The following is a 21,830-nucleotide window of genomic DNA, read 5'->3' as shown; positions in this document are numbered from 1 at the left end:
CGCTACTTGTGCAGCCAGCTGAGAAAGCCGCCTTTCTTGATGGCTGCCGGTTTCTGCTCCAACAGCGACTGGCGGGTTTGCTGGCGAATGCGTTGCAGCTTGATCAACGCCGTCTTGACCTCACCGCGTTGCTCCAGGCAACTGCGCACTTCAGCCTTGTCGATACGGTAGAGGATGCAGCTGGTCAGGGTGCGGAATTCGGCGGTGGAATCGTCCGTCTCCAGCAAGCCTTCCAGGCCCAGCACCTCACCTGGCCCCATGCGTCCGGCCTCGATCAGCTTGTCGCCATCGCGGATGCCCGCAGACACCACGCCTGTGCCGATCACCAACAGGTAATCCGAGCTATCGCCAACCCCGAGGATCACCTGATCGGCCAGGTATTCCACCGCAGTCATACGCTGGCTGAGACTGTCTTTTTCCTCGCTGCTCAGTGAGCGGAAGATCCGCACATCCTCAAGCAATGCACGTTGCCGATTCCAGGTTTGCGGCGTCAAGGTGTCGCTGTTCCAGACCACACCTGCCGCTTCAAGGTGGCGGTGGGCGAGGTCGAACATATGGTTGCGCACTTCGACTTTCTGGCTCATGGCGCTGACGAAACCACTCGCTTCGTACTCCACCGACTCCAGGGTCGAGTTCTTGATCGTCGCTTTGGGCGGCGGTGTGGCGAGCAGCGTGCGCGTGCCCTGCAGGGTTTTTTCCAGGGCATCAAGCACTCGCCGCGGGCGCACCTTGGCAGGTACCACGACGCTGATGGAGACACCGTGTACATCGTTGGGCTGGCTGAAATTGAGCAGCTTGGCTTTGGCTGCGACCGAGTTGGGGATCACCGCCATGCTGCCGTTGCTTGTGAGCAGGCGGGTGGCGCGCCAGTCGATGTCGATTACTTTGCCTTCGGTGCCGTCGATGCTGATCGAGTCACCGACCTGATAGGGGCGGGTAGTGTTGAGAACGATGCCGGAGAACACATCGCTGAGTGTGCTCTGCAGCGCCAGACCGATAACGATTGCCATCACCCCGGACGTCGCCAGCAGGCCTTTGACTGGCAGCTGCAGTACATACGCGGCGGCGGCAACAACCGCGACCAGGAAGATCACGGCACCCAGTACATCCTGCAACAGTCGCCCGGTATGGCCGCTGCGTGAGCCCAGAATGACCCCGATCACCACCGTAACGGTGCGCGCCGCGAACAGCCACCAACCGATCCCCAGCACTGTCGCGAGCAAATTGCGCGGTACATCCTCGACCCAGGGCGCGGCTTGCAGGGGGCTGACCCCGGCGCTGATCAGCACCCAGGTGAACAGCAGGAACACCCCCAGCCGCAGACCGATGCGCAAGGGGCGCCGGCTGACCGGGATCACCTGCCAGAGCAGAAGATCAAGTGCGATCAAGGTGATGCCGATCAGCAGGGGGTAACTCTGGGCAAAAGCGAACATACCTGTCTCACGACGCGGGGATGTTGCTAGTAAAGAGCAGGTTGGCGGCAATTACTACTGGCGCGTGGGCTCAGAACATCACGTAGGCGCTGGCGCTGGTCTGGTCCAGGTCGATATTGCCAACCTTCAGCACTTCCTGTTCCAGGCGCACGCCGATGTTACGGAACACGTCCACTTCGACACCGAGGCCGTAGGTCATGTCCAGGTCGCTGCTGTCGCCGGCGATATCGTTGTCAGCGTCCCAGGCATGCACGCCGGCGCTGGCGAACAGGCGCACGCGCTTACCGACCGGGATACCGAAGTGGGCGGCGGCCTGTAGCGAGTGGCCTTCGAAGTCGCCGTCCTTGCCGCTGAAGTTGCCCAGGTCTACCCAGGCGCCTTCCACTGCCAGATACGGATTCAGCCGGTAGCCGACAAAGGCCTTGTAGGCGTTGTCGTCGTCACTGAGCTGGTGCTCGTCGGTTTCCACCTTGGTCAGGCCGCCGCCCAGATAGAGGCCACGGTCATCTGCCACGGCGTTCACAGAGCTGAGTACAAGGAGGGCGGCTGCAAGCTGTTTTGCGAAGTTCATCGTTCGTCCAATGGAGTTTGGTTAATGGGAGAAAGGGCCGATCAAGCCGGTTTCTTGGGCAGGAACTCTCTGTCCAGGCGTTCACGGATCATCTGCGCGGCGGAATCCATGGCCGGGTAGATGTCCTCGATCACAGGTGCCTTGTCCTGGCCAATGTTCCGGCCACTGGCCCGGTCTACGGCGCGGGCCAGGGTTTCACCGCTCAGGCTGTCGCTGACTTCGCTCTGGAAGAACAGATAAAGGGTTTCATCGCGTACACCGGTGGCGTGTAGGGAAAGGCCGACCAGCATGCCGATGGGAATGTATTCGGTGACATTAGGATCACGCGGTTTGCGTTCAATATCGGCAACCGATACTTGTAGTGACAGCGCACCCTTGGTGGGTTTGTCGACCAGGCGATAACCGCCAGCGGTGAGTTGTTTTACCAACTGGGTTCGGAAGTGTTGGCGCAGTTTGTCTGCATCGCCATTAAACTTGGCAAGGCGCGGATCAGTACTGTCGAAAGAAATACTTCTCGGCAGGTTGAGGAAAATTGCTTTGTCATGGTTTTTCGACAAAGGCGCATCAGATTTCTTCCACGCAAGAGTGCCGTCATCGTGTTCGATAACGTGCAGAGGTGCGTTGGTTTTTTGTTGTTCCGGGGTGATCGCAGTGTCGATGCTTGGCGCCATCGAACAACCAAACAGGCTCATCGAGAGCAACAGCAGCGAAAGGGTTTTAACGTGCATGGGAATTCCTGTTGACGTCACGTTGAGGTGACAGAGCTATCCCCACTCTAGGGTCGCGAGTGAGGAAAACAGGAATCAAAAATTGTTATTTATGGCCTTCGCGCCGGTTCACACGCCGTGCGCCGCGGCCTGGCGTCAGTTGTCCATGCAGCGCATCCGGTCAAGCTCAAGGAAGTAGTAGCACAGCGCATCGCTGTCGGTAGGGATGATGACCAGGCTGAGGATGGAGCCGAGCCTGAAGTACTGGCGGGCAAACAACAGATCGGAATGACGGCTGACGTCGAACAGTTCTGTCTGGCTACTGGCCTGGATATCTTCAACCTTTATCTTTACTCGCCAGCGCGAGGTATCAACGAGCGAGGCGCCGACGGCAACATGCCGCTCTTTATCGCCCAGGCGTTCAAGTACACTGATGACCGCGCTGGGTTCACTGATAGTCAACGCTTCCTTGGACTCCATGACTTCGTGTTCTATGAAGTTTCGGCCCTCTGTACGATAAGGCTGACTATTAATGTAGGGGCGCGGCAGTGTAATCAATAGCATCACCAAGCCTGCCAGAAAAATAGCGGCGATAACCAACCAGTGGCGCCAAGCAACTCGATTGTTTTTCATTATTCGCCCACGCATTTTTTTAACATAGTGATGAGTTGCTCATTCTGGAGCTGGAACTCAAGATTGTAAGTGCGTCCTGTTGTGCGGATGCAGGACATGTTCATGCGTGATCCTTTACGGCTGATAAAGACCTGGCCTTTAATGTTCTCTGTGGGCAAGTTTAAAGCGGATAGTTCAGTTTTGAACGTATTTACTTCTTGCTCGTTCTTGCCGACTGCTGAAATTGAAAGTTCACCTTGCTTGATAACTGCAACATGCAATTCTCGGGTCGGCTCATACCAGGCAACCAGACGCCAAATGGACAAGACAGCAAATACCGTCGCCGCCAGGTAGCCGAGAATCACCGCCGTGCCAATGCCTTGCCTGCTGTCAGGCGAGGTGGCGGGCGCAATCGTATTGGCCTGTTGAGGCTCCTCTGCAGGCGCCTCAACAGCCTCGGAATGGTCGACCATATGGTCGCTGTTGAAGCGATAGCCGCGCCGTGGCACGGTGATCACTATTTCGTGATCCTTGCCGTCGCCGAGGACGTTTCTGAGCATGAAAATGGATTGGTTGAGGCTGCCTGCCGAGACGACGCGGTCGTCCCAGGCGAACTCGAGAATCGCTTCACGCGAACAGATCGCGCCGGGTTCCATCAGCAGAAGTTCGAGAATTCGCGACTCTGCGCGCGCCAGTGTTAATTCCTCTGGCGCACCTTGGTTTTTGCTGATAATAATCTTGCAGTGCTCGGAATTAAACTCCACAAGGTCGCTGTTCTTAAGTCGAAAATTGTAGATCATCAAGCATTACGCGCGTTGTGAAATTCCTTACTATTATAATGGTCGTTATCAGCGAAGCAAGTCGATGAAGGGCGCTTGCTATTGTGTGAGTGCATTAATAAAATACCGGGGACTGTATATTTCAATGTTGAAATAATTGCTCATGCTGTAGTTGTCGGCCGGTACTGCAATGCTTCGGCAAGATGGGGGCGGTCAATGTCCCTGGCTTGCTCAAGATCCGCCAGGGTACGGGCCACCTTCAACAAACGATGTGCCGCACGCAGGGACAGGCTGAGGCGTTCACAGGCGCTTTCCAGCCAGTGCTGGTCGGCTGTGGATAACGTGCAGTGCTGGCGCAGGCCCGGCAGGTCGAGAAAAGCATTGGCGCAGCCCTGACGCTGTTGCTGAAGCTCCCGGGCGCTGGCGACGTGCGCCGCGATGCTGGCGCTGCTTTCGCCATTGCCGGCAACCGGGGACAGGGCCGTGGCCTCGCGGGCAACGGTCAGGTGCAGGTCGATGCGGTCGAGCAAGGGGCCGGAGAGCTTGTTGCGGTAGCGCTGGATCTGATCGCTGCCACAACGGCAGCGTCCGCTGGGGTCGCCGAGATATCCACAGGGGCAGGGGTTCATCGCTGCGACCAGCTGGAAGCGTGCCGGAAAGCGGATCTTGTCCTTGGCCCGGGCGATGACGATTTCACCGGACTCCAATGGCTCGCGCAGCACTTCCAGTACCCGCCGTTCAAATTCCGGCAATTCATCGAGAAACAGTACACCGTGATGGGCGAGGGTGATCTCGCCGGGCTGCGGGCGGCTGCCGCCACCTACCAAGGCAGCCCCGGACGCCGAGTGATGAGGATGCCTGAACGGTCGCTGCGGCCAGCTGCTCAGCGGCACATGGCTGGCTACCGATTGAATCGCCGCCACCTCCAGGGCCTCGCGTTCATCCAGCGGCGGCAAGAGGCCGGGTAGACGGCTGGCGAGCAGGGTTTTGCCGGTGCCCGGTGGGCCGCTGAACAGCAGATTGTGCGCCCCGGCGGCGGCGACCAGCAGCGCGCGCTTGGCCGCTTGCTGGCCCTGGACTTCATTCAGATCGGGATACGGACGGACCTGCAAAAGCAAACCATTGGCGGCGTAGGGGTTGAGTGGTGTCTGCCCGTTGAGGTGGGCTACCAGCTCCAGCAGATGCCCGACCGCAAAGACCACCAGACCTGATGCCAGGCAGGCTTCCTCGGCATTCTCTTGAGGGACTACCAGGGCCCGGCCGGCCGCTCTGGCTGCCAGGGCTGCCGGTAGCACACCTTGTACCGGGCGTATGGCGCCGGACAGTGCCAGTTCTCCCAGGCATTCCAGTTCGCCCAGGGCAGTGACCGGGAACTGGCCATTGGCGGCAAGAATCCCCAAGGCAATCGCCAGATCGAAGCGTCCGCCATCTTTGGGCAAGTCTGCCGGGGCGAGGTTGAGGGTGATGCGCCGGGCGGGGAACTCCAGGCCGGAATTGAGGATCGCGCTGCGCACGCGGTCTTTGCTCTCCTTGACGGTCGCTTCAGGCAAACCGACCAGGGTTAGCGCCGGCAGGCCGTTGGCCAGATGGGCTTCGACACTGACCGCCGGGGCTGATACACCGACCTGGGCGCGGCTGTGGACAAGGGCGAGGGACATGAACACTCCATGATCAATACGGGACCGCGTCCTGCGGCTTTGCAAGGATAGTGGGGTGGGGAGGGTGAGGGCGGGGAAGAGTGAGTCTGGTTTTTACAGGCTTGGCCTGAAGAATCCGATGCCAGAGGACTGGCACCGGATTCTCGTTTTGTCAGCGCAACTGGGGCTCAGGAAAAACTGATGTTCGCGCGCTGCTGCCCGCTGATCACTTTCGCGGCAGAAATCAGCTGGTACGGAATTTCCACGAACGGGATGTCGGAGTTGGTCAGCGCCATATCGACGAGCTGCACCATGACCGAGTTCTTGCGCACCAGGATGACATCGGACCAATCGGTGTTGGTCATGGCGAGCGGAATGAAGTCGCTGCGCTTGAGGAAGCTGCTCAATGCTTCGAGCACGCCAAGGTTCTGCTTGGTGCCGTTCAGGCTGTGGCAGCAGTCGTTGAGCAGGATGAAACCGTCGTCGGCTACCAGGTCCTGGTAGTACATCAAGTCACGCAGGATGTATTCGTACTGGTGGTTGGCATCGATGTAGACCAGGTCGAACTTGTCGATGCCGGTTTTCGGCTTGATCTGTTCAATGGCGCTGATGGTGTCGGCGCGGATCGTGGTGACATTATCCTTGTCGACAAACCTGCTCAGGCATTCATGGTAGAGGCGATCCCAGGTCGCTGGATCGTACATCGAGCCGCCGTAGTAGTAAGCATAGGTGTCGATCGGCTCAACCCATGCCGGCAACGGATCGAACGGGCTGTACTGGTCGTTTGCCACTGGGCTCCAGCTGTCGATCAGCACCATCTTTTCCGGCGTTAGCGCGTTGTACAGCTTGAGCGCGTTTTCTCCCCGCAGAACGCCGAGTTCGGCGATCACTGGCTGCTTGTCGCACGCCTGAAAGACGGCGTTAAGAACGTGATAGAAAATCTCTCGGTGGGTGATGCAGACTTTCATGGGGTACCTGCTTTCTTGAAGGGAGAGGCCGCAGCGCTCGAGTCCTCGGTTATCGGCAGCGAGGGGATTTTCCTTAAGGTACAGGGGGGGGGCTGATCAGGTTGTAGCTGTTTTCTGTCAGACCATTCTGAATCATACTCCCGGCGCCGCTGCTCTGTTGCGCCTGCCCAGGTGCATGTCTACCCTGCGTCTGTCGTTGCTTAGCAGCCCAGGTGCGTGTGCTTAATGGTTTATGTTCATGAATTTAGAAAATGTCCGCTATTATATTGCTTTAATTTGTGTCGTTTTCGGTCCTTCTATTTTATACACGGGGCTGATTACATGGCCAATAAGGGTCGTGTATGATTTTGAAGGTAGGCAGCTACAAGTTCTTTATGCGGTAACATATATAGTAATTGTTGTGTTGGGGTTTATTTTTTATAGAAAAAGGCTGCGCGGCGTAATTTGATCGGAATTTTGCGTTGTATATTATTTTTGCGATTCTACTTGCGTCATTGATTTTATGGAGTAGTAATCGATCAGTGCCTCGAAAGCTAGGGTTATTTTGCCAGCTTGCTGATAAGATCTTTTGTAGTTAATTGGATCTTTTAAAAATATTTCAAATGACTCGGGTGTGCGTACTTTTTTTGTCATGCCTAGAACCGATAAAAACAAGTCTGCTGAGTAGTACGCCATATCCCCGTCAGAAGTGTCGCTGAAGACATGTCGATAAGCATGCCTTGTTGGGCCAATCACCCCCGGCGCATCGGGGCCATTATATATATTGCCCACGCCTTCATATATATTATTTGTTCCATGTGCGACTAGCAGGCCGCCGATTGGCGCGCCGGCTGCGGTCGCGGTCATGGCAGCTCCCGCTTCAATCTGCAAGGCGCCCCCCAGAATGCCTACCGCATTCTGGGCATAAAAAGACGCTTTTCAGACAGTTCGAAGTATTCCTGTGTTATTTCCTGTATTCCTTGCCATGCACTTATTACACCGTCTTCAACTGCCCTGACAATGTCATCTGCGTAAGAGGCGACAAGGGAATTGAACTGGAGCTGGATCATGCCGTCATTAAAGTGCATGGCCCCGAGCGTGCAACTGAATGATATTAAGTCACTGGCGGATTTGGCTACATCATGAATGTCACATGATTCTTCATCCATTTTGATTTTCTCCATGTGTTAAATCCGGTTTTGTTTGCATGATGATGCATTCAAGTGCGGTTCTGTTCAATGTTACAGTGGTGGGTGATTGAATAATCAGAAGCTTCCTACAACTTCAACTTGTAGCTGGTGTTGGTATTAAACGTTCAGTTTGTCGGTTTTTTCTTTCGGACTTTGTCGTTGAACGTGGCGGACTTTAACGCTGACTGCGAGTGCAGGCACTCTTACTTGGGTGCGGAGGGTGACGGAGGAGCAGGCATACTTCGCGATTGCGCTCATTCAGGCACATCGTATCGCGGGGCAAGTCGGGTCGCCGCACCGCCGCTCCTACCGGTTGTAGTGGTTTTCTGTCAGACCATTCTGAATCATACTCCCGGCGCCACTGCTCTGTTGCGCCTGCCCAGGTGCATGCCTACCCTGTGAGGGTCGTTGCCAATTCAACGACCGGATTTAGCAGTCCAGGGCATAAGCAGAGCTCCATTTCCCTGATACAGGTTTTCCCCAGCCTGTATTTCTGGTCAATGGTGGCTGTGCGTGGGGCACCTTCGGGTGCGCCGGTTCCTATGCCCGGTCTGCTAACCCGCGTACAGCTGCCACCCTATTCGTTTAGCAGCGAACGGTGGTTGCTCCATCTGCATAGGAGTTACCAATGAAAAAGCCCGTTCCTGATCCACCCGATCTGCCCTTTGTGCGCACCATCGAAAGGCCTGTTGCCAGTTGTCCCGAGCATCCGCCGTTGTTCAACGTGTGCGCGGGAGTCAGTGCCGAGGACGCGTTGGTGCACGCTTCTCTCTATCTCAAGTGCGCCAGCGTCAATATCGAAGAGGCGGTGCGATACACCGCTGAGCCCGGGAAAAGCTATGTCTGGTCGACCCAGCATTCACTGGAGTTTGCGCGGGCGTTGATTGATGCGTTGATCGACGGGATCGAGTTGCAACGCTTTCCCGACTGAAATATTGCCCCCCCGGTGGGAGCGGGCTTGCCCCGCGATGCGATGTGACTGACACACCGCTATCGCGGGGCAAGCCCGCTCCCACCGGTTAATTGCATTTGCAGGGGAATTAGCTGGCTACGCCGAGAATGATATGCGAGGCCTTGATCACCACGGTCGCCGACACGCCGGGCTTCAGGCCCAGCTCGTCGACCGCCTCGCGGGTAACGATGGAGAACACCTCGGTGCCACCGGCCAGTTGCACCACCACCTCGGAATTCACCGCGCCTTCGCTCACCCGCACAACTTTGCCTTCGAGGCAGTTGCGGGCCGAGAACCTGTAACCGCCGCTGTCGGTCATCAGCACCACCCACGGTGCCTTGACCAGCGCGACGGCATCCTTGCCCACGGCAATGCCGAGGCTCTGCAGGCTGGCCATGGTCACGACGGCCACCAACTGCTCACCGCCAGACAGCTTCAGGGTGACTTCGGCATTGACCGCGCCGGCCTGGACATTGCTGACGGTACCTTTGAACACGTTACGTGCACTGACTTTCATCGGGGAACCTCTGCTGGCTGTGATGTGTGATGGCGGCGCTGACTTATTCCGCCGCAGGCGGGTTCAGGCGTGCTTCCATTTCGGCGACCTTGGCCTCCAGCGCTTCAAGACGGGCGCGGGTGCGGGCCAGGACGACCATCTGGCTGTCGAATTCTTCCCGGCTGACCAATTCCAGTTTGCTGAAGCCGCTTTGCAGCAGGGCTTTGAACTGGCTTTCGAGTTCGGCGCGAGGTTGCGAGGTGTCGCCGCTGAACAGGCGCGAGGCTTGGTCGCTCAGGGCATCGAGAAAGGCTTTGGGCGCGAGCATGTTCGGCTATCCGCTGTATCCAAGTGGGGCGCCAGTGTAGCACGCAGTATTACTGGCCTTGAGCTGCACGCTTTTTGCGCATCGCGGTCAATCGTCACGCACCGTAATTGTGCAGCGAAACGCTGATGGCGACTGGCCAAGCAACAGCGGCCAACGCAAGTGTCTGTAATTGGACGATTTAGCGGATATGGCAAGGTTTCTGCTAAGACCTTGGTGACCCATGCACTGATGCAGTCACCGTGACGAAACGGGGTGCAGGCGGAGCATCAAGCGGTTTCGGTCGACGACGCGTTACAAAGCCAGGCGCTGCGCTTAGACTTGAGTCGGGTTTGTTTTCCTGGGGCAAGTCCACCAATTCGGGAGAGAGTTTCATGAAGCTAGTCACTGCCATCATCAAGCCGTTCAAGTTGGACGACGTGCGCGAGTCGCTGTCTGAAATCGGCGTGCAGGGTATTACTGTTACTGAAGTCAAAGGCTTCGGTCGGCAGAAGGGCCACACCGAGCTGTATCGCGGTGCTGAGTATGTGGTTGATTTCCTGCCCAAGGTGAAGATCGACGTCGCCATCGACGACAAGGATCTGGACCGGGTCATCGAAGCGATCACCAAGGCGGCCAACACCGGCAAGATCGGTGACGGGAAAATTTTCGTGGTCAATCTGGAGCAGGCGATTCGCATCCGTACCGGCGAAACCGATACCGACGCGATCTAAAAAAGCCTCACCAAACCCCAACGCCCCAGGAGAAAACAACATGACTCTGCGTCAATTCGCAGGGCTAGGAGCCCTTTTGCCTCTCGTAATGCCCGGCCTGGCCCTGGCAGAGGAGGCAGCCCCCGTACTCAACTCCGGCGACACCGCCTGGATGTTGACCGCCACAGCCCTGGTGCTGTTCATGACCATCCCGGGCCTTGCCCTGTTCTACGGCGGTATGGTGCGTTCCAAGAACGTGCTCTCGGTGATGATGCAGTGCTTTGCGATCACCGGCCTGATCAGCGTTCTGTGGGTGGTTTACGGTTATAGCCTGGCGTTCGATACCACCGGTATGGAGCAGGGTGTAGTCAACTTCAATTCCTTCGTCGGCGGCCTGTCCAAAGCCTTCCTGGCTGGCGTGACGCCTGCGAGCCTGACCTCTTCGGCGGCGTTGTTCCCCGAGGCGGTGTTCATTACCTTCCAGATGACCTTCGCGATCATCACCCCGGCGCTGATCGTCGGTGCCTTTGCCGAGCGTATGAAGTTCTCGGCGATGCTGATCTTCATGGCCATCTGGTTCACCCTGGTCTACGCACCGATTGCCCACATGGTCTGGAGCGGCAACGGCGGCCTGATGTGGGACTGGGGCGTGCTCGACTTTGCGGGCGGCACCGTGGTGCACATCAACGCCGGTATTGCAGGTCTGGTCGCCTGCCTGGTGCTGGGCAAGCGCAAGGGCTTCCCGACCACGCCGATGGCCCCGCACAACCTCGGTTACACCCTGATGGGCGCGGCCATGCTGTGGATCGGCTGGTTCGGTTTCAACGCCGGCTCCGCCGCGGCCGCCAACGGCACTGCGGGCATGGCCATGCTGGTGACCCAGATCGCCACCGCCGCTGCGGCGCTGGGCTGGATGTTCGCCGAATGGCTGACCCACGGTAAACCAAGTGCTCTGGGTATTGCCTCGGGTGTGGTCGCCGGCCTGGTCGCCATCACCCCGGCTGCCGGTACCGTCGGCCCGATGGGCGCCCTGGTGATCGGCCTGGTTGCCGGTGTGATCTGCTACTTCTGCGCCACCAGCCTCAAGCGCAAGCTCGGCTACGACGACTCGCTGGACGCCTTCGGGGTGCACGGTATCGGCGGTATCGTCGGCGCGATCCTCACGGGTGTGTTCGCTGCCCCGGCACTGGGTGGCTTCGGCACCGTCGAAGACATCGGCGCGCAAGTCTGGATTCAGGCCAAAGGCGTCGGCTTTACCGTGATTTACACCGCGATCGTCACCTACGTGATTCTCAAGGTGCTGGATCTGGTCATGGGCCTGCGGGTTAACGAAGAAGAAGAGTCGGTCGGTCTCGACCTGGCGCAACACAACGAGCGCGGCTACAACCTGTAACCGTCTCGAAAAATCTTGCCCGGCTTGCCGGGCATTTTTTTTGCCTGCAGTTTGTCGCTTTCAGGCAACGCAAACGGTTTCTTTCGGCGCTTTTGCCGCCACTTTTTCGGCTGGCTGCAGATAGGCAGAAAACTTACAGACCAGAGTGATAGTTAGGCACTTTGCTTTTTCTCTGAGCACGCTAGAATGCGCGCCGAAGGGAGCTGACAAGCTGTCCGCAAACTTCGCTACCCTTTGCTAGGCTTGCCAATGAGCAGGCTGATCACGCCAGGGTAGGCCGACGGTTCACTATCGGCAGCTCTTTAATTTTGTCAGGCCCTGCCAAGAGCGGGACCTGCACGGTGTTCGCCAGGCTCTTTGGCGCACACCCGAGGTGGCGGCAAACCCGCGACCCTTTGAATTTTTCCGGCGGCTGTCGATTTACGGCGCTGCTGGACTATAACTAATGTGCTTTTCGCAAGTCATGAGGTAGAACATGAGCGACGACGATCTGGAAAATGACGACCTCGAAGTAGGCGACGAAGACGAAGGTGATGAAGGCCTCGAAGCGGCAGCCGATGATGTGGCTGACGACAGCGGCGACGACAGCCCGGTACCTGTTGCCAAGGGCAAGTCCAAGTCGGCAGCTGTCTCGGTAGACGAGATGCCGAGCATGGAAGCCAAGCAGAAGGAGCGTGATGCCCTGGCCAAAGCTATGGAAGAGTTCCTCTCCCGTGGTGGCAAGGTGCAGGAAGTGGAGGCCAACGTGGTCGCCGATCCGCCCAAGAAGCCGGACAACAAGTACGGTAGCCGCCCTATCTGAGTGGTTCCGTCAGCAAGAAAGCCCGCCGTCGCTGCGGGCTTTTTTGTGCCTGTTGTCCTGTTTACACCTCCGGTGGGAGCGGGCTTGACCCGCGATTGCGGTGTATCAGTCGCATCGCATCGCGGGGCAAGCCCGCTCCCACCGGGAGGGATCAGCGCCAGCTGTTGAGCAGCTCGGGCAGCTGCGAAAGGCGCTGGATTTCGGCGTCGGGCTGGTTGTCAGCCTCCCAGGTCTTGCCCTGCGGGTTGAACCAGATGGCCCGCAGGCCCGCGCGCTGGGCGCCGGCAATATCATCGCCGGGATGGTCGCCGATATGCACCGCCGCATGGGCTTCGACCTGGCCCTGGCGCAGCGCTTCAAGGAAGGGCTGAGGGTCGGGCTTGCCAATCCCCAGATCCTCTGCGCACAGGGCGAACTTGAAGTAGTCGGCCAGACCCAGGCGGCGCACATCGGCATTGCCGTTGGTGACCACGCCGAGGGTGTAGCTGTGGCGGAGGATCTCCAGCACAGGCTGGACCTCGGGAAAAATATCGATCTGGTGACGCGCGTGGAGGAACACCTCGAAGCCTTCGTTGGCAAGCTCGCGGGCTTTGTTCTCGCTGTAACCGACGTCCTCGAGGGCGCGGAACAGTACCTTGCGGCGCAGGGCACTGATGCGGTGCTTGAGCCCGGGCTCAGCCTGCACCAGGCGCTCACGGATGGCGTACAGGTGCTCCACGGGTACTGCGCCAAGGTCCGGCGCATTGGCGGCCAGCCAGTCGCGCAGGATGGCTTCGGCGCTAACGATCACGGGGGCGGTGTCCCACAGGGTGTCGTCGAGGTCAAAGGTGATCAGCTTGATGCTCATGAATCGCTGCCCTTACTGCGTTTAGCCCGAGGATGGGCGCTGTCATAGACGGCGGCCAGGTGCTGGAAATCAAGGTGAGTGTAGATCTGCGTGGTGGCGATGTCGGCATGGCCGAGCATCTCTTGCACGGCGCGCAGGTCCTGGGACGATTCGAGCAGGTGGCTGGCAAAAGAGTGCCGCAACATGTGCGGGTGCAGGTTCTGGCCCAGCTCACGTTCGCCGGCAGCCTGTACGCGTAGCTGGATAGCGCGTGGGCCGAGGCGACGGCCCTGGCGACTGACGAACACGGCGTTGTCCTGTGGTGCGCTGATACCGCGCAACGCGAGCCATTGTTCGAGGGCTTCGCGCGCCTTGCGGCCGACCGGCAATACCCGCGTCTTGCTGCCCTTGCCGTGTACCTGCACCAGGCCTGCGGGCAGGTCGAGCTGGTCGGTATTGAGGCTGGTCAGCTCCGACAGGCGCAAGCCGGAGGAATAAAACAGCTCAAGCATGGCCTGGTCACGACGGGCGAGGAAGTCGTCTTCCACGGCGCCTTCGAGCAACTGCAAGGCACGATCGGTATCGAGGGTTTTCGGCAGGCGCCGTTCACCCTTGGGCGCCGACAGGCCGTTGGCCGGATCATGGCTGCACAGGCCTTCGCGGTTGAGGTAGCGGTAGAACCCGCGCACTGCCGAAAGCAGCCGGGCCAGGCTACGGGACGACTGGCCGTGATGATGCTGGCGGGCGATAAACTGGCGCAGGTGCTGGATCTGCAGGGCATTCCAGCTGTCGATACCGGACTTGGCACAGAAGGCCAGGACGCTGTCGAGGTCGCGGCGGTAAGCCAGCTGGGTGTGCCCGGACACCTGGCGCTCATTGCGCAGGTGCGCGCAGAAGGCCTGTAGCTGGCGTTCCATCAGCGCACCGGGCGCAGGGTCTGGGTAAAGCGCGGCACTACGCGGCCGAGCACTTCAGCGATGTAGCTGAGGAACAGGGTGCCGACCGTGCTTTTGTAGTGTTGCGGGTCACGGCTGGCGATGGCCAGTACGCCGTGCAGGCCCTGGTGGTTCAGGGTGGCTACGGCGGTGGAGCCGACTTCCTTGCGCTGGTCTTCACCGAACAGGAAGTCCAGCTCATGGTCGCGCAGATTGCCGCTGACCGTCTTGCCGCTGCACAACAGGCCACCGATGGCTTGCTGAGCGTCGGCGCTATTGACCCAGCGCCCGACTGGCGCGACGGTTTCACCGAACAGGATCAGGCTGACAAAGGGCACCTTGAACTCCTGGCGCAGGCTGTCTTCGACGGCCATGACCACGGCTTCCAGGCTGTCGGCATCGAGCAGGTCGAGAATCAGCCGGCGGGTCTTGTCGAACAGCCGGTCGTTGTCTCGGGCCACGTCCATCAACTGCGAGAGACGGTGGCGCATCTCGATGTTGCGGTCGCGCAGCAGCTTGAGCTGACGCTCCACCAGCGAAACGCTGTCGCCGCGCTGATGGGGAATGTGCAGCTCGCTGAGCAACTCGTCGTGTTCGGCGAAGAACGTTGGGTTGTCACGTAGAAAGGCAACCACGGCCTCAGCCCCGAAGGCGGGCGTCGAGCCCTCGGCGCTAAGGTCGGTGGGCTGTTCGGCAGGAGCCTGGGGCTGATCGGTCATGGTTGGCACTCACTCATAGACGAACCTGTCCTTCAAAGACGCGTACGGCAGGGCCGGTCATCAACACCGGCTGGCCAGGGCCGGCCCATTCGATGGACAGGCGTCCACCAGGAAGGTCGATCAGCAAAGGCGAGTCCATCCAGCCCTGGCTGATCGCGGCCACGGCAGCGGCGCAGGCACCGGTACCGCAGGCCTGGGTTTCCCCGGCGCCGCGTTCCCAGACACGCAATTGCGCGCGATGGCGGTCAATGACCTGGATGAAGCCGACGTTGACCCGCTGCGGGAAGCGCGGATGGTGCTCGATCTGTGGACCCAGTTCGTGCACCGGGGCACTGTTGATGTCGTTGACGCGCAGCACGGCATGGGGGTTGCCCATCGACACCGCGGCCAGTTCGACCTGTTGCCCGGCGACCTCCAGCGGGTAGCTCAGGGCCTGGGCCGGGGCATCGAACGGAATCTCGGCCGGCACCAGGCGTGGCGGGCCCATGTCGACGCAGATCTGCCCGTCGTTGCGCACGTCCAGCTCGATGATGCCGCCCTTGGTTTCAACGCGGATGCGCTTTTTCGCGGTCAGGCGCTTGTCCAGCACGAAGCGGGCGAAGCAGCGCGCACCGTTGCCGCACTGCTCGACCTCGGAGCCGTCGGAGTTGAAGATCCGGTAGCGGAAATCCACCTCCGGATTGCTCGGCGCTTCGACGATCAGCAGCTGGTCGAAGCCGATACCGGTGTGGCGATCGCCCCATTGCTTGGCGTGCTTGGGCAGGATGTGCGCATGCTGGCTGACCAGGTCGAGGACCATGAAGTCGTTGCCCAGCCCATGCATTTTGGTAAAACGCAGCAGCATGGGTTTACTCCGGCAGCAGGCTTTCGCCGGCGAACAACTCGGCTACGGTTTCCCGGCGGCGTACTTCGAACGCCTGGTCGCCATCGACCAGGACCTCGGCGCAGCGCCCACGGGTGTTGTAGTTCGAACTCATGACAAAACCATAGGCGCCCGCCGAATGCACCGCCAGCAGATCGCCTTCGGCCAGATTGAGCGTACGCTCCTTGGCCAGGAAATCGCCGGTTTCGCAGATCGGTCCGACCACGTCGTAGGTGCGCCCTTCGCCTGCGCGCGGCTGCACCGCGGTGACGTTCATCCAGGCCTGGTACAGGGCTGGGCGAATCAGGTCGTTCATGGCCGCATCAACGATGGCGAAGTCTTTGTGTTCGGTGTGCTTGAGGTATTCGACGCGGGTCAGCAGGACGCCAGCGTTGGCCACGATGTAGCGGCCCGGTTCGAACACCAGGGCCAGGTCGCGCTCGCCGAGGCGTTCGCGGATGGCTTTGATGTAGTCGCCGGCCAACGGCGGCTCTTCGTCACGGTAACGCACGCCAACACCGCCACCCAGATCCAGGTGACGCAGGTGGATACCGCAGTCGCTGAGGCGGTCGATCAGCGCCAGCAGGCGGTCGAGGGCGTCGAGGAAGGGTTCCAGCGTGGTCAGTTGCGAGCCGATGTGGCAGTCGACACCGACCACTTCCAGGTTAGGCAACTGGGCGGCGCGAATGTACACCTCTTCGGCATCGGCGATGGCGATACCGAACTTGTTTTCTTTCAGACCCGTGGAGATGTACGGGTGGGTGCCAGCATCGACGTCCGGGTTGACCCGCAGCGAAATCGGCGCGCGCAGGCCCATCTCGGCGGCAACCACTTGCAGGCGTTCCAGCTCGTCGGTGGACTCGACGTTGAAGCAGTGCACGCCGACTTCCAGGGCGCGACGCATGTCTTCACGGGTCTTGCCGACACCGGAGAAAACCACGCGATCGGCGCGGCCACCGGCGGCCAGGACACGCTCCAGCTCACCGCCGGAAACGATGTCGAAACCTGCACCCAGACGGGCCAGCAGGTTCAGCACACCGAGGTTGGAGTTGGCTTTGACGGCAAAGCACACCAGGTGCGAAACACCCTGCAAAGCGTCGGCATAGCTACGGTACTGGGCCTCGATGTGGGCACGCGAGTAGACGTAGGTTGGTGTGCCGAAACGTTCGGCGATGGCCGACAGGGCCACGCCTTCCGCGAACAGTTGACCGTCGCGGTAGTTGAAAGCGTCCATGGGTTACCCTTACTGGTGCTTGTGCGATTGCGACTTTTGACCGTCTTTGCCGTCTTCTGGCAGGTACAGCGGGCCCTTCTGGCCGCAGGCGGAAACGAGGCAGGCAACCGCGACGAGCGCCGCGAGGGTGGAGATCAGGCGCTTCATGGCGTAATCCTTTGTAATAAGCAGTATTGCGCCCGAGTATACCGAGCACCTGCCGCCTTGCCTATGCGGGCGGCCCGCCGTCGGGCGGGGGCTGCCGGGGGAGGCGGCGGGCGTTATCCTTTGCATTCGGCGCGCCGCGCTCGTATCTTGCCCGGCTTGCGTGTGTGCAGACATTTTTGAGGTTCTTGCAATGAGTTTGACCGAAGCGCGTTTTCACGACCTGGTCGACGCGACCCAACAGGCCCTGGAAGACCTGTTCGACGAAGCTGATCTGGATCTGGACATGGAGAACTCGGCAGGGATCCTGACCATCAAGTTCGAAGACGGCGCCCAGCTGATCTTCAGCCGCCAGGAGCCGCTGCGTCAGCTGTGGCTGGCCGACAAGTCCGGTGGTTTCCACTTCGACTATGACGAGCAGAGCGGCAAGTGGACCTGCGAAAAAACCGAAGAGTTGCTGGGCGAGATGCTTGAGCGCATCGTCTGGGAGCGGGTCGGCGAAAAGCTCGACTTCGAAGAGATCTGAGATGAGCAACGCGCCAAAGCCGGCCAAGCCGCTCTACAGCAATGTCAGCCCGGCGGTGCCGTCGCCTTGCATCAGCACCTGCCGGCTGGATGAGCACAAGGTCTGCATTGGCTGCTTTCGCCATGTCGAAGATATTCGTCAGTGGCGATCCGCCGATGACCAGCGTCGCCGGCAGATCTGCGAGGAAGCCTGGGCGCGTCGGCAACTGACAGGATCGGCCTAAACCCTGCGGGTATTGTGTATTTACTTGGCTGTGGTAGTGTCGAGCTTGTTTCGGCTGTGCCGAATTCCTGCAAACCCCGCCCTTGGGCGGGGTTTTGCTTTATATCGTTCAAAAAAAGGAGTCTGACTGGATCATGAGCACCAAGCCTTCCATTATCGTCACCCGATTGGACGTTCAGCGTCTCGAGCGTCTGATCGACAGCCTCGATGAGAAGATGCAGGACTCTCCGGGTGTGCTCGCCTTGCAGGACGAGCTGGACCGCGCCGAGCAGGTCGGTCACGAGGAAGTTCCGGCCGGTGTCGTGACCATGAACTCCCGGGTTCATTGCCGCGAAGAAGCCAGCGGCAAGGACTACCACCTGACTCTGGTCTATCCGAAGGATGCCAATGCCGACGAGGGCAAGATCTCTATCCTCGCGCCGGTTGGCAGCGCGCTGCTGGGCCTTTCGGTGGGCGCCAAAATTGATTGGTCACTCCCGGGCGGCAAGACTCTGAAGCTTGAGCTGCTGGCGGTCGAGTATCAGCCAGAAGCCGCGGGCGACTTCGACCTCTGAGCCTTATGCCTGCGCCAGGGCTTCGTTGAGCGCCCGCTCCAGCTCGCCTTTGTAGCGCAGGTAGAGAATGCTCGAACCCAGACCGTCGGCGAGCAAGCCGGATAGGTCCAGGTCGGTGATGTAGCAACGGTAGCGCTCGGTCTCGCGGCGCTGCCCGATGATTTCGCGGGCGACCACGGCATACAGCTGGTCGCCATGTTCAAGCTCGGAAAACTCCCGCTGATTGCAGTACAAGGTGACCTGCACGTCATCGCTGGCGCCTGCCTGCAGAATCGCCTGCACTTCGTAATAGGGCGTGTCGATGGCGGTGATCGTAACCTGCCGCGTTTCCACCTGACGGACCTTGCCAGTGCCTGATGGCAACAACTGGTAATAAAGAATATCCAGCGAGCCCTGGGCCTGCAGGCTGTCCAGCGGCAGGCGGGCTTCGCGGCGAAACACGATCGACTGCAGGAAGCGCTGCAGCGGCAGCAACAGGCTGTTTTCATCATGAAACGGCAGGCGTTGTTGCCATAGCGCGTTGTGCTCATCCAGTACATAGACATCCGCCCAGGCATCTTGCACCCGGTAGAACAGCTGGATGCACTGCGGCTGGCCCAAGGGCAGGATCTGGGCCAGGTCCAGCTCCTGCAGGGCGTTGGCGTCCAGGTGCAGCGGGCTGTAGTCGCTGCGCTCTTCGCTGAGGTAACGCAGCACGGCGTGCTGATCGTCAAGCGTGACCAGGTTCACCGCCCCGGCCTGCAACTCCAGTACATGAGTGTGCTGCTGGACTTGCAGCAGATAGCGATGGTTGAGGTTCTGCGCCAGCAGCGTCTGAGCGCTGGTGAATACTTCCTCTACCCGCTGGGCTATAGCCTGGGCGCGGTTATGGCAGAAGCAACGTACGCGCAATCTGGGCAGGTGGGTGGTGCCGAGATTGCCGAGGTAATCTCGCAGGCAGCGTAGCAAGGCATGTTCGCCGTCGTAGCGGTGTACCTGGACCTCGTTCCAGCTGTTGAGGGTGACCTGGTCCAGGGTCAGCACCAGGTTCTCGCGCACCCCGGCATAGCTCAGCGAGTCGGTGCGCTCGGTGGTCATCAGGATGTTCAGGTCGCGATGGTGACGCAGCGGATCGACGCCGACGTTGACCAGCAAGAGAATTTCGTCAGCCTCGCTTGGCTGCAGCAGGCGTTGTTCGCTGACCGCCGGCAAGGGCAGGGCGACGCTCTGTTGCAGGCTGCCGAGCAGGTTGAACAGCTCGTACTCGCTCAGGTCGCTGCTACCCGGGTGCAAGGCCAGGCGCGTGCTGCTGTCGATCACGCCGTTGCGGTGGGCCCAGGTCAGCAGCTCAAGCAATTCGCGGCAGCGTTTGATCGGGGCGAAATGCTCCCACTCGTGCACGCCAAGATTGCCGTTGTACAGGCCCCAGTGGAGTTGCCCGGGCTCTTTGCGGTTGGGCGACTGGACCAGGGTCAGGGTGTCTTCGGCGAGGTCCGGGGCGATTCCCGGGTTGATGAATTCGACTTTGCCGGCGCGGCGTTCGAAGGCTGCATACAGGCGTCGGCCAAGGACGCTGAGGTCGCGTTGGTCGATGCGGCTGCTGGCGTTCTGGCCACGGGCGAACTGGCACAGGAAGCGGTAGCTGTAGTTGAGCTCGGCCACCAGCTCGCGGCGCTCGACCTCGACCTGGCGCACCTTCCACTGGCTGCGGCTGTCGAGCAGGGACAGCTGGCGTTCGTCCCAGCCCCATTCCTGGCTCAGCCGTTGCAGCAGGTCGCGTTGCCAGCTGGCGCTGCGTTGGCGGGCCAGGCCACTGAGTTTCTTGTTCACTTTCAGGTACAGGCTGCGGCGCACCAGCTCCAGGCGCTGGCGTTCGCCGCGCCCTAGCAGATACTGCTCGATGCGCCGGTAAACCATCATGTACGGGTCGAGCTCGTCGAGGTCGAGGCGATTGGCGAACACTGCCTGTTTGAACTGCAGGCTCAGGCACTGCACCTGCGGGTGTTCGCTGGCATAGACCTCGGTCAGCAGCAGCTTGAGCACCGACTTGTATGGCGACTCGATGCCCTTGAACAGTTGCCAGAGCCCGGCGCCGACGAACTCGCCGGGCGGGATATGCGCCAGATGGCCGAGGTCGAGGTGCTCCTCGGCGCGCACGAAGCGCTTGGACAGCAGGGTTTCGATGTAGCGGTGGTAGCGCGGTTCTTCGTAGACCGGCACCAGCCACCACAAAGGAGTACGTCCGGCGAGCCAGATGGCGGTGCGGTAAAACTCGTCGAGCAGCAGGTAGTGTTGGGTGGTACCGCAGTCATCGGAGCTCAGTTTGCCGTCGCGTTCGCCTTTGGCGAAGCTCTCCGGCTCGATCAGGAACAGGTGGGCTTCGGCACCCTGACTGGCGGCCCAGCTCTCCAGGAGCTGGCACTTTTTGCGCAGCTCCTCCCGTTCGCTGTCATTGAGGTCGGCGGCGTGGCAGACCCAGACGTCCATGTCGCTCTGCTCGGCCTGGGCCAGGGTGCCCAGGCTGCCCATCAGGAACAGGCCGTGGATCGGCTGGGGCGGGTTGCCGCGGCGCGCCTTGTAGGCGAACGAACGGGTCAGGCGCTGGGCTTCGGCCAACAGCTGGGCATCGGGTTCGAAATTGGCGACCCCCGCCGGTGTAGCGCCGGACACATAGCCGGGCAACAGCGGATGATTGACGTGGAAGAACAGCGGCAGCAGGGTCATGACCTGCTGTTGACGGCTCGACAGTCCGTCCATGGCACGCTCCAGGCGCCCCCGATTGAGCGTCAGGAAGCGTTGGCGCAGCTGGCTGAGCACCTTGCGGTCAATGCCCTGATCAAGGTCGGGGCGGATTTCGTGGGGGTGGTTCATCGCGGGCTACAACCGGCCGTCTGGGGGAAGCTGTGGCGAGTTTAAGTGTTAATTTAATTTTGACGCCATTTTATTAGCGCTCAATGCATCGCGGGGCAAGCCCGCTCCCACAGGTGGTGATTAACCCTGTAGGAGCGGGCTTGCCCCGCGATGATCATTGTTCTCAGGCAGGCTGGGCGACGTTCAGGATGGTCAGCAGCTGCTGCGCGTGCTCGGCAGCGTCATGCCCCAGACTGGTCAGATAACCGCCATCAGGCTGGTCGGTCAGTTGCTTGTCGTACAGGCGTTGAGCTGCAGCGATGAGTTCTTTGGAGGCAGTGTTATGGACCTTGATGCCTTCCTGGCTGCTATCCAGGTTGAACAGGGCAAGGACTTCCAGCTCGGCGATCAGTTCGGGGGTAAACGACATAGAGACTCCGACT

At 60.0% G+C, this 21,830-nt stretch carries 26 protein-coding genes; 7 read left to right on the top strand and 19 right to left on the bottom strand.

The window, feature by feature from the left end:
- Window positions 1-2: 2 nt before the first annotated feature.
- From PSAKL28_RS25645 to PSAKL28_RS28360, 9 genes are all read right to left on the bottom strand, one after another.
- The gene (locus tag PSAKL28_RS25645) at window positions 3-1,433 is read right to left on the bottom strand and encodes a mechanosensitive ion channel family protein (RefSeq protein ID WP_038615841.1); all 1,431 of its coding nucleotides are present in this window, start codon (window positions 1,431-1,433) and stop codon (window positions 3-5) included.
- Between the two features lie 70 nt (window positions 1,434-1,503).
- Window positions 1,504-2,004 (bottom strand): outer membrane beta-barrel protein, encoded by a 501-nt coding sequence (locus tag PSAKL28_RS25640; RefSeq protein WP_038615839.1) that lies wholly within the window; start codon window positions 2,002-2,004, stop codon window positions 1,504-1,506.
- A gap of 41 nt (window positions 2,005-2,045) precedes the next feature.
- A complete protein-coding gene (locus PSAKL28_RS25635; RefSeq protein ID WP_038615836.1) occupies window positions 2,046-2,732 on the bottom strand; it encodes a DUF3313 domain-containing protein in 687 nt (228 codons plus the stop codon).
- Between the two features lie 135 nt (window positions 2,733-2,867).
- Window positions 2,868-3,344 carry a hypothetical protein gene (locus tag PSAKL28_RS25630; protein WP_038615834.1) on the bottom strand — a complete coding sequence of 159 codons (477 nt, stop codon included), beginning with the start codon at window positions 3,342-3,344 and terminating at the stop codon, window positions 2,868-2,870.
- Window positions 3,344-4,123, bottom strand: a complete 780-nt coding sequence (locus tag PSAKL28_RS25625; protein WP_038615831.1) for a winged helix-turn-helix domain-containing protein — start codon at window positions 4,121-4,123, stop codon at window positions 3,344-3,346. Before PSAKL28_RS25625 ends, PSAKL28_RS25630 begins: the two co-directional genes overlap by 1 nt.
- 140 nt (window positions 4,124-4,263) lie before the next feature.
- Complete coding sequence (locus PSAKL28_RS25620; protein ID WP_038615828.1) at window positions 4,264-5,760, bottom strand: YifB family Mg chelatase-like AAA ATPase; 1,497 nt, start codon at window positions 5,758-5,760, stop codon at window positions 4,264-4,266.
- Between the two features lie 167 nt (window positions 5,761-5,927).
- A complete protein-coding gene (locus tag PSAKL28_RS25615) occupies window positions 5,928-6,707 on the bottom strand; it encodes a class I SAM-dependent methyltransferase (RefSeq protein ID WP_038615826.1) in 780 nt (259 codons plus the stop codon).
- A 468-nt stretch (window positions 6,708-7,175) separates the two neighbouring features.
- On the bottom strand, window positions 7,176-7,553 hold the full coding sequence (locus PSAKL28_RS28365; RefSeq protein WP_257011841.1) for a DUF4225 domain-containing protein: 378 nt from the start codon (window positions 7,551-7,553) through the stop codon (window positions 7,176-7,178).
- 41 nt (window positions 7,554-7,594) lie between these two features.
- Window positions 7,595-7,870, bottom strand: a complete 276-nt coding sequence (locus PSAKL28_RS28360) for a hypothetical protein (protein WP_257011840.1) — start codon at window positions 7,868-7,870, stop codon at window positions 7,595-7,597.
- Window positions 7,871-8,504: 634 nt separating this feature from the next.
- Between PSAKL28_RS28360 and PSAKL28_RS25605 the strand changes: the two genes are divergently transcribed.
- On the top strand, window positions 8,505-8,807 hold the full coding sequence (locus tag PSAKL28_RS25605) for a DUF3077 domain-containing protein (RefSeq protein WP_038615824.1): 303 nt from the start codon (window positions 8,505-8,507) through the stop codon (window positions 8,805-8,807).
- Window positions 8,808-8,916: 109 nt separating this feature from the next.
- Here PSAKL28_RS25605 and PSAKL28_RS25600 read toward each other — a convergent pair whose 3' ends face one another.
- Window positions 8,917-9,345, bottom strand: coding sequence for a TOBE domain-containing protein (locus PSAKL28_RS25600; protein ID WP_038615821.1), 429 nt, complete (start codon window positions 9,343-9,345; stop codon window positions 8,917-8,919).
- A gap of 43 nt (window positions 9,346-9,388) precedes the next feature.
- Complete coding sequence (locus PSAKL28_RS25595) at window positions 9,389-9,652, bottom strand: accessory factor UbiK family protein (RefSeq protein ID WP_038615819.1); 264 nt, start codon at window positions 9,650-9,652, stop codon at window positions 9,389-9,391.
- A gap of 371 nt (window positions 9,653-10,023) precedes the next feature.
- On the opposite strand from PSAKL28_RS25595, the gene glnK reads away from it, so the two are divergent.
- The 3 genes from glnK to sutA all read left to right on the top strand — a co-directional run bounded on the left by glnK (window position 10,024) and on the right by sutA (window position 12,536).
- Window positions 10,024-10,362: a P-II family nitrogen regulator gene (gene glnK / locus PSAKL28_RS25590; protein WP_002555808.1), complete on the top strand. Its 339-nt coding sequence runs from the start codon at window positions 10,024-10,026 to the stop codon at window positions 10,360-10,362.
- A 40-nt stretch (window positions 10,363-10,402) separates the two neighbouring features.
- The gene (locus PSAKL28_RS25585) at window positions 10,403-11,734 is read left to right on the top strand and encodes an ammonium transporter (protein WP_038615817.1); all 1,332 of its coding nucleotides are present in this window, start codon (window positions 10,403-10,405) and stop codon (window positions 11,732-11,734) included.
- A 475-nt stretch (window positions 11,735-12,209) separates the two neighbouring features.
- Window positions 12,210-12,536 (top strand): dormancy-specific transcriptional regulator SutA, encoded by a 327-nt coding sequence (gene sutA, locus PSAKL28_RS25580; protein WP_038615813.1) that lies wholly within the window; start codon window positions 12,210-12,212, stop codon window positions 12,534-12,536.
- A 151-nt stretch (window positions 12,537-12,687) separates the two neighbouring features.
- Here the strand turns inward: sutA and PSAKL28_RS25575 are convergent, their stop codons facing one another.
- The 6 genes from PSAKL28_RS25575 to lptM are packed head-to-tail and all read right to left on the bottom strand — an operon-like array spanning window position 12,688 to window position 17,259.
- Window positions 12,688-13,383, bottom strand: coding sequence for an HAD family hydrolase (locus tag PSAKL28_RS25575; protein ID WP_038615811.1), 696 nt, complete (start codon window positions 13,381-13,383; stop codon window positions 12,688-12,690).
- Entirely contained in the window at window positions 13,380-14,279 is a 900-nt protein-coding gene (xerC, locus tag PSAKL28_RS25570; protein ID WP_038615809.1) for a tyrosine recombinase XerC, read from the bottom strand. Before xerC ends, PSAKL28_RS25575 begins: the two co-directional genes overlap by 4 nt.
- Window positions 14,279-15,016, bottom strand: coding sequence for a DUF484 family protein (locus tag PSAKL28_RS25565; RefSeq protein WP_038615806.1), 738 nt, complete (start codon window positions 15,014-15,016; stop codon window positions 14,279-14,281). The genes xerC and PSAKL28_RS25565 overlap by 1 nt, the downstream gene beginning before the upstream one ends.
- 13 nt (window positions 15,017-15,029) lie before the next feature.
- Entirely contained in the window at window positions 15,030-15,860 is an 831-nt protein-coding gene (gene dapF, locus PSAKL28_RS25560; RefSeq protein ID WP_038615803.1) for a diaminopimelate epimerase, read from the bottom strand.
- A 4-nt stretch (window positions 15,861-15,864) separates the two neighbouring features.
- Window positions 15,865-17,112 (bottom strand): diaminopimelate decarboxylase, encoded by a 1,248-nt coding sequence (gene lysA / locus PSAKL28_RS25555; RefSeq protein WP_038615801.1) that lies wholly within the window; start codon window positions 17,110-17,112, stop codon window positions 15,865-15,867.
- Between the two features lie 9 nt (window positions 17,113-17,121).
- Window positions 17,122-17,259: an LPS translocon maturation chaperone LptM gene (gene lptM / locus PSAKL28_RS27255; protein ID WP_038615799.1), complete on the bottom strand. Its 138-nt coding sequence runs from the start codon at window positions 17,257-17,259 to the stop codon at window positions 17,122-17,124.
- Window positions 17,260-17,449: 190 nt separating this feature from the next.
- On the opposite strand from lptM, the gene cyaY reads away from it, so the two are divergent.
- The 3 genes from cyaY to rnk all read left to right on the top strand — a co-directional run bounded on the left by cyaY (window position 17,450) and on the right by rnk (window position 18,558).
- Complete coding sequence (gene cyaY, locus PSAKL28_RS25545; protein ID WP_038615797.1) at window positions 17,450-17,782, top strand: iron donor protein CyaY; 333 nt, start codon at window positions 17,450-17,452, stop codon at window positions 17,780-17,782.
- Window position 17,783: 1 nt separating this feature from the next.
- On the top strand, window positions 17,784-18,005 hold the full coding sequence (locus tag PSAKL28_RS25540) for a DUF1289 domain-containing protein (protein WP_038615794.1): 222 nt from the start codon (window positions 17,784-17,786) through the stop codon (window positions 18,003-18,005).
- 133 nt (window positions 18,006-18,138) lie between these two features.
- Window positions 18,139-18,558, top strand: coding sequence for a nucleoside diphosphate kinase regulator (gene rnk / locus PSAKL28_RS25535; protein ID WP_038615792.1), 420 nt, complete (start codon window positions 18,139-18,141; stop codon window positions 18,556-18,558).
- 3 nt (window positions 18,559-18,561) lie between these two features.
- Here the strand turns inward: rnk and PSAKL28_RS25530 are convergent, their stop codons facing one another.
- Both PSAKL28_RS25530 and PSAKL28_RS25525 read right to left on the bottom strand, forming a co-directional pair.
- On the bottom strand, window positions 18,562-21,408 hold the full coding sequence (locus tag PSAKL28_RS25530) for a class I adenylate cyclase (RefSeq protein ID WP_038615789.1): 2,847 nt from the start codon (window positions 21,406-21,408) through the stop codon (window positions 18,562-18,564).
- 163 nt (window positions 21,409-21,571) lie between these two features.
- Entirely contained in the window at window positions 21,572-21,817 is a 246-nt protein-coding gene (locus PSAKL28_RS25525) for a TIGR02647 family protein (protein WP_038615787.1), read from the bottom strand.
- Window positions 21,818-21,830 lie beyond the last annotated feature (13 nt).

The sequence above is a fragment of the Pseudomonas alkylphenolica genome, assembly GCF_000746525.1.
Classification (GTDB): domain Bacteria; phylum Pseudomonadota; class Gammaproteobacteria; order Pseudomonadales; family Pseudomonadaceae; genus Aquipseudomonas; species Aquipseudomonas alkylphenolica.
This window is presented reverse-complemented; position numbering and strand designations above follow the sequence as displayed.

Bases quoted from the DNA above. Each gene is read 5' to 3' on its own strand.
- PSAKL28_RS25540 (WP_038615794.1), top strand. From the start codon at position 17,784: ATGAGCAACGCGCCAAAGCCGGCCAAGCCGCTCTACAGCAATGTCAGC.
- PSAKL28_RS25640 (WP_038615839.1), bottom strand. From the start codon at position 2,004: ATGAACTTCGCAAAACAGCTTGCAGCCGCCCTCCTTGTACTCAGCTCT.
- PSAKL28_RS25625 (WP_038615831.1), bottom strand. From the start codon at position 4,123: ATGATCTACAATTTTCGACTTAAGAACAGCGACCTTGTGGAGTTTAAT.
- cyaY (WP_038615797.1), top strand. From the start codon at position 17,450: ATGAGTTTGACCGAAGCGCGTTTTCACGACCTGGTCGACGCGACCCAA.
- PSAKL28_RS28360 (WP_257011840.1), bottom strand. From the start codon at position 7,870: ATGGAGAAAATCAAAATGGATGAAGAATCATGTGACATTCATGATGTA.
- xerC (WP_038615809.1), bottom strand. From the start codon at position 14,279: ATGGAACGCCAGCTACAGGCCTTCTGCGCGCACCTGCGCAATGAGCGC.
- lptM (WP_038615799.1), bottom strand. From the start codon at position 17,259: ATGAAGCGCCTGATCTCCACCCTCGCGGCGCTCGTCGCGGTTGCCTGC.
- PSAKL28_RS25620 (WP_038615828.1), bottom strand. From the start codon at position 5,760: ATGTCCCTCGCCCTTGTCCACAGCCGCGCCCAGGTCGGTGTATCAGCC.
- sutA (WP_038615813.1), top strand. From the start codon at position 12,210: ATGAGCGACGACGATCTGGAAAATGACGACCTCGAAGTAGGCGACGAA.
- PSAKL28_RS25565 (WP_038615806.1), bottom strand. From the start codon at position 15,016: ATGACCGATCAGCCCCAGGCTCCTGCCGAACAGCCCACCGACCTTAGC.
- PSAKL28_RS25630 (WP_038615834.1), bottom strand. From the start codon at position 3,344: ATGAAAAACAATCGAGTTGCTTGGCGCCACTGGTTGGTTATCGCCGCT.
- PSAKL28_RS25585 (WP_038615817.1), top strand. From the start codon at position 10,403: ATGACTCTGCGTCAATTCGCAGGGCTAGGAGCCCTTTTGCCTCTCGTA.
- PSAKL28_RS25595 (WP_038615819.1), bottom strand. From the start codon at position 9,652: ATGCTCGCGCCCAAAGCCTTTCTCGATGCCCTGAGCGACCAAGCCTCG.
- glnK (WP_002555808.1), top strand. From the start codon at position 10,024: ATGAAGCTAGTCACTGCCATCATCAAGCCGTTCAAGTTGGACGACGTG.
- lysA (WP_038615801.1), bottom strand. From the start codon at position 17,112: ATGGACGCTTTCAACTACCGCGACGGTCAACTGTTCGCGGAAGGCGTG.
- PSAKL28_RS28365 (WP_257011841.1), bottom strand. From the start codon at position 7,553: ATGACCGCGACCGCAGCCGGCGCGCCAATCGGCGGCCTGCTAGTCGCA.
- PSAKL28_RS25635 (WP_038615836.1), bottom strand. From the start codon at position 2,732: ATGCACGTTAAAACCCTTTCGCTGCTGTTGCTCTCGATGAGCCTGTTT.
- PSAKL28_RS25645 (WP_038615841.1), bottom strand. From the start codon at position 1,433: ATGTTCGCTTTTGCCCAGAGTTACCCCCTGCTGATCGGCATCACCTTG.
- PSAKL28_RS25530 (WP_038615789.1), bottom strand. From the start codon at position 21,408: ATGAACCACCCCCACGAAATCCGCCCCGACCTTGATCAGGGCATTGAC.
- PSAKL28_RS25575 (WP_038615811.1), bottom strand. From the start codon at position 13,383: ATGAGCATCAAGCTGATCACCTTTGACCTCGACGACACCCTGTGGGAC.
- PSAKL28_RS25615 (WP_038615826.1), bottom strand. From the start codon at position 6,707: ATGAAAGTCTGCATCACCCACCGAGAGATTTTCTATCACGTTCTTAAC.
- PSAKL28_RS25600 (WP_038615821.1), bottom strand. From the start codon at position 9,345: ATGAAAGTCAGTGCACGTAACGTGTTCAAAGGTACCGTCAGCAATGTC.
- PSAKL28_RS25525 (WP_038615787.1), bottom strand. From the start codon at position 21,817: ATGTCGTTTACCCCCGAACTGATCGCCGAGCTGGAAGTCCTTGCCCTG.
- dapF (WP_038615803.1), bottom strand. From the start codon at position 15,860: ATGCTGCTGCGTTTTACCAAAATGCATGGGCTGGGCAACGACTTCATG.
- rnk (WP_038615792.1), top strand. From the start codon at position 18,139: ATGAGCACCAAGCCTTCCATTATCGTCACCCGATTGGACGTTCAGCGT.
- PSAKL28_RS25605 (WP_038615824.1), top strand. From the start codon at position 8,505: ATGAAAAAGCCCGTTCCTGATCCACCCGATCTGCCCTTTGTGCGCACC.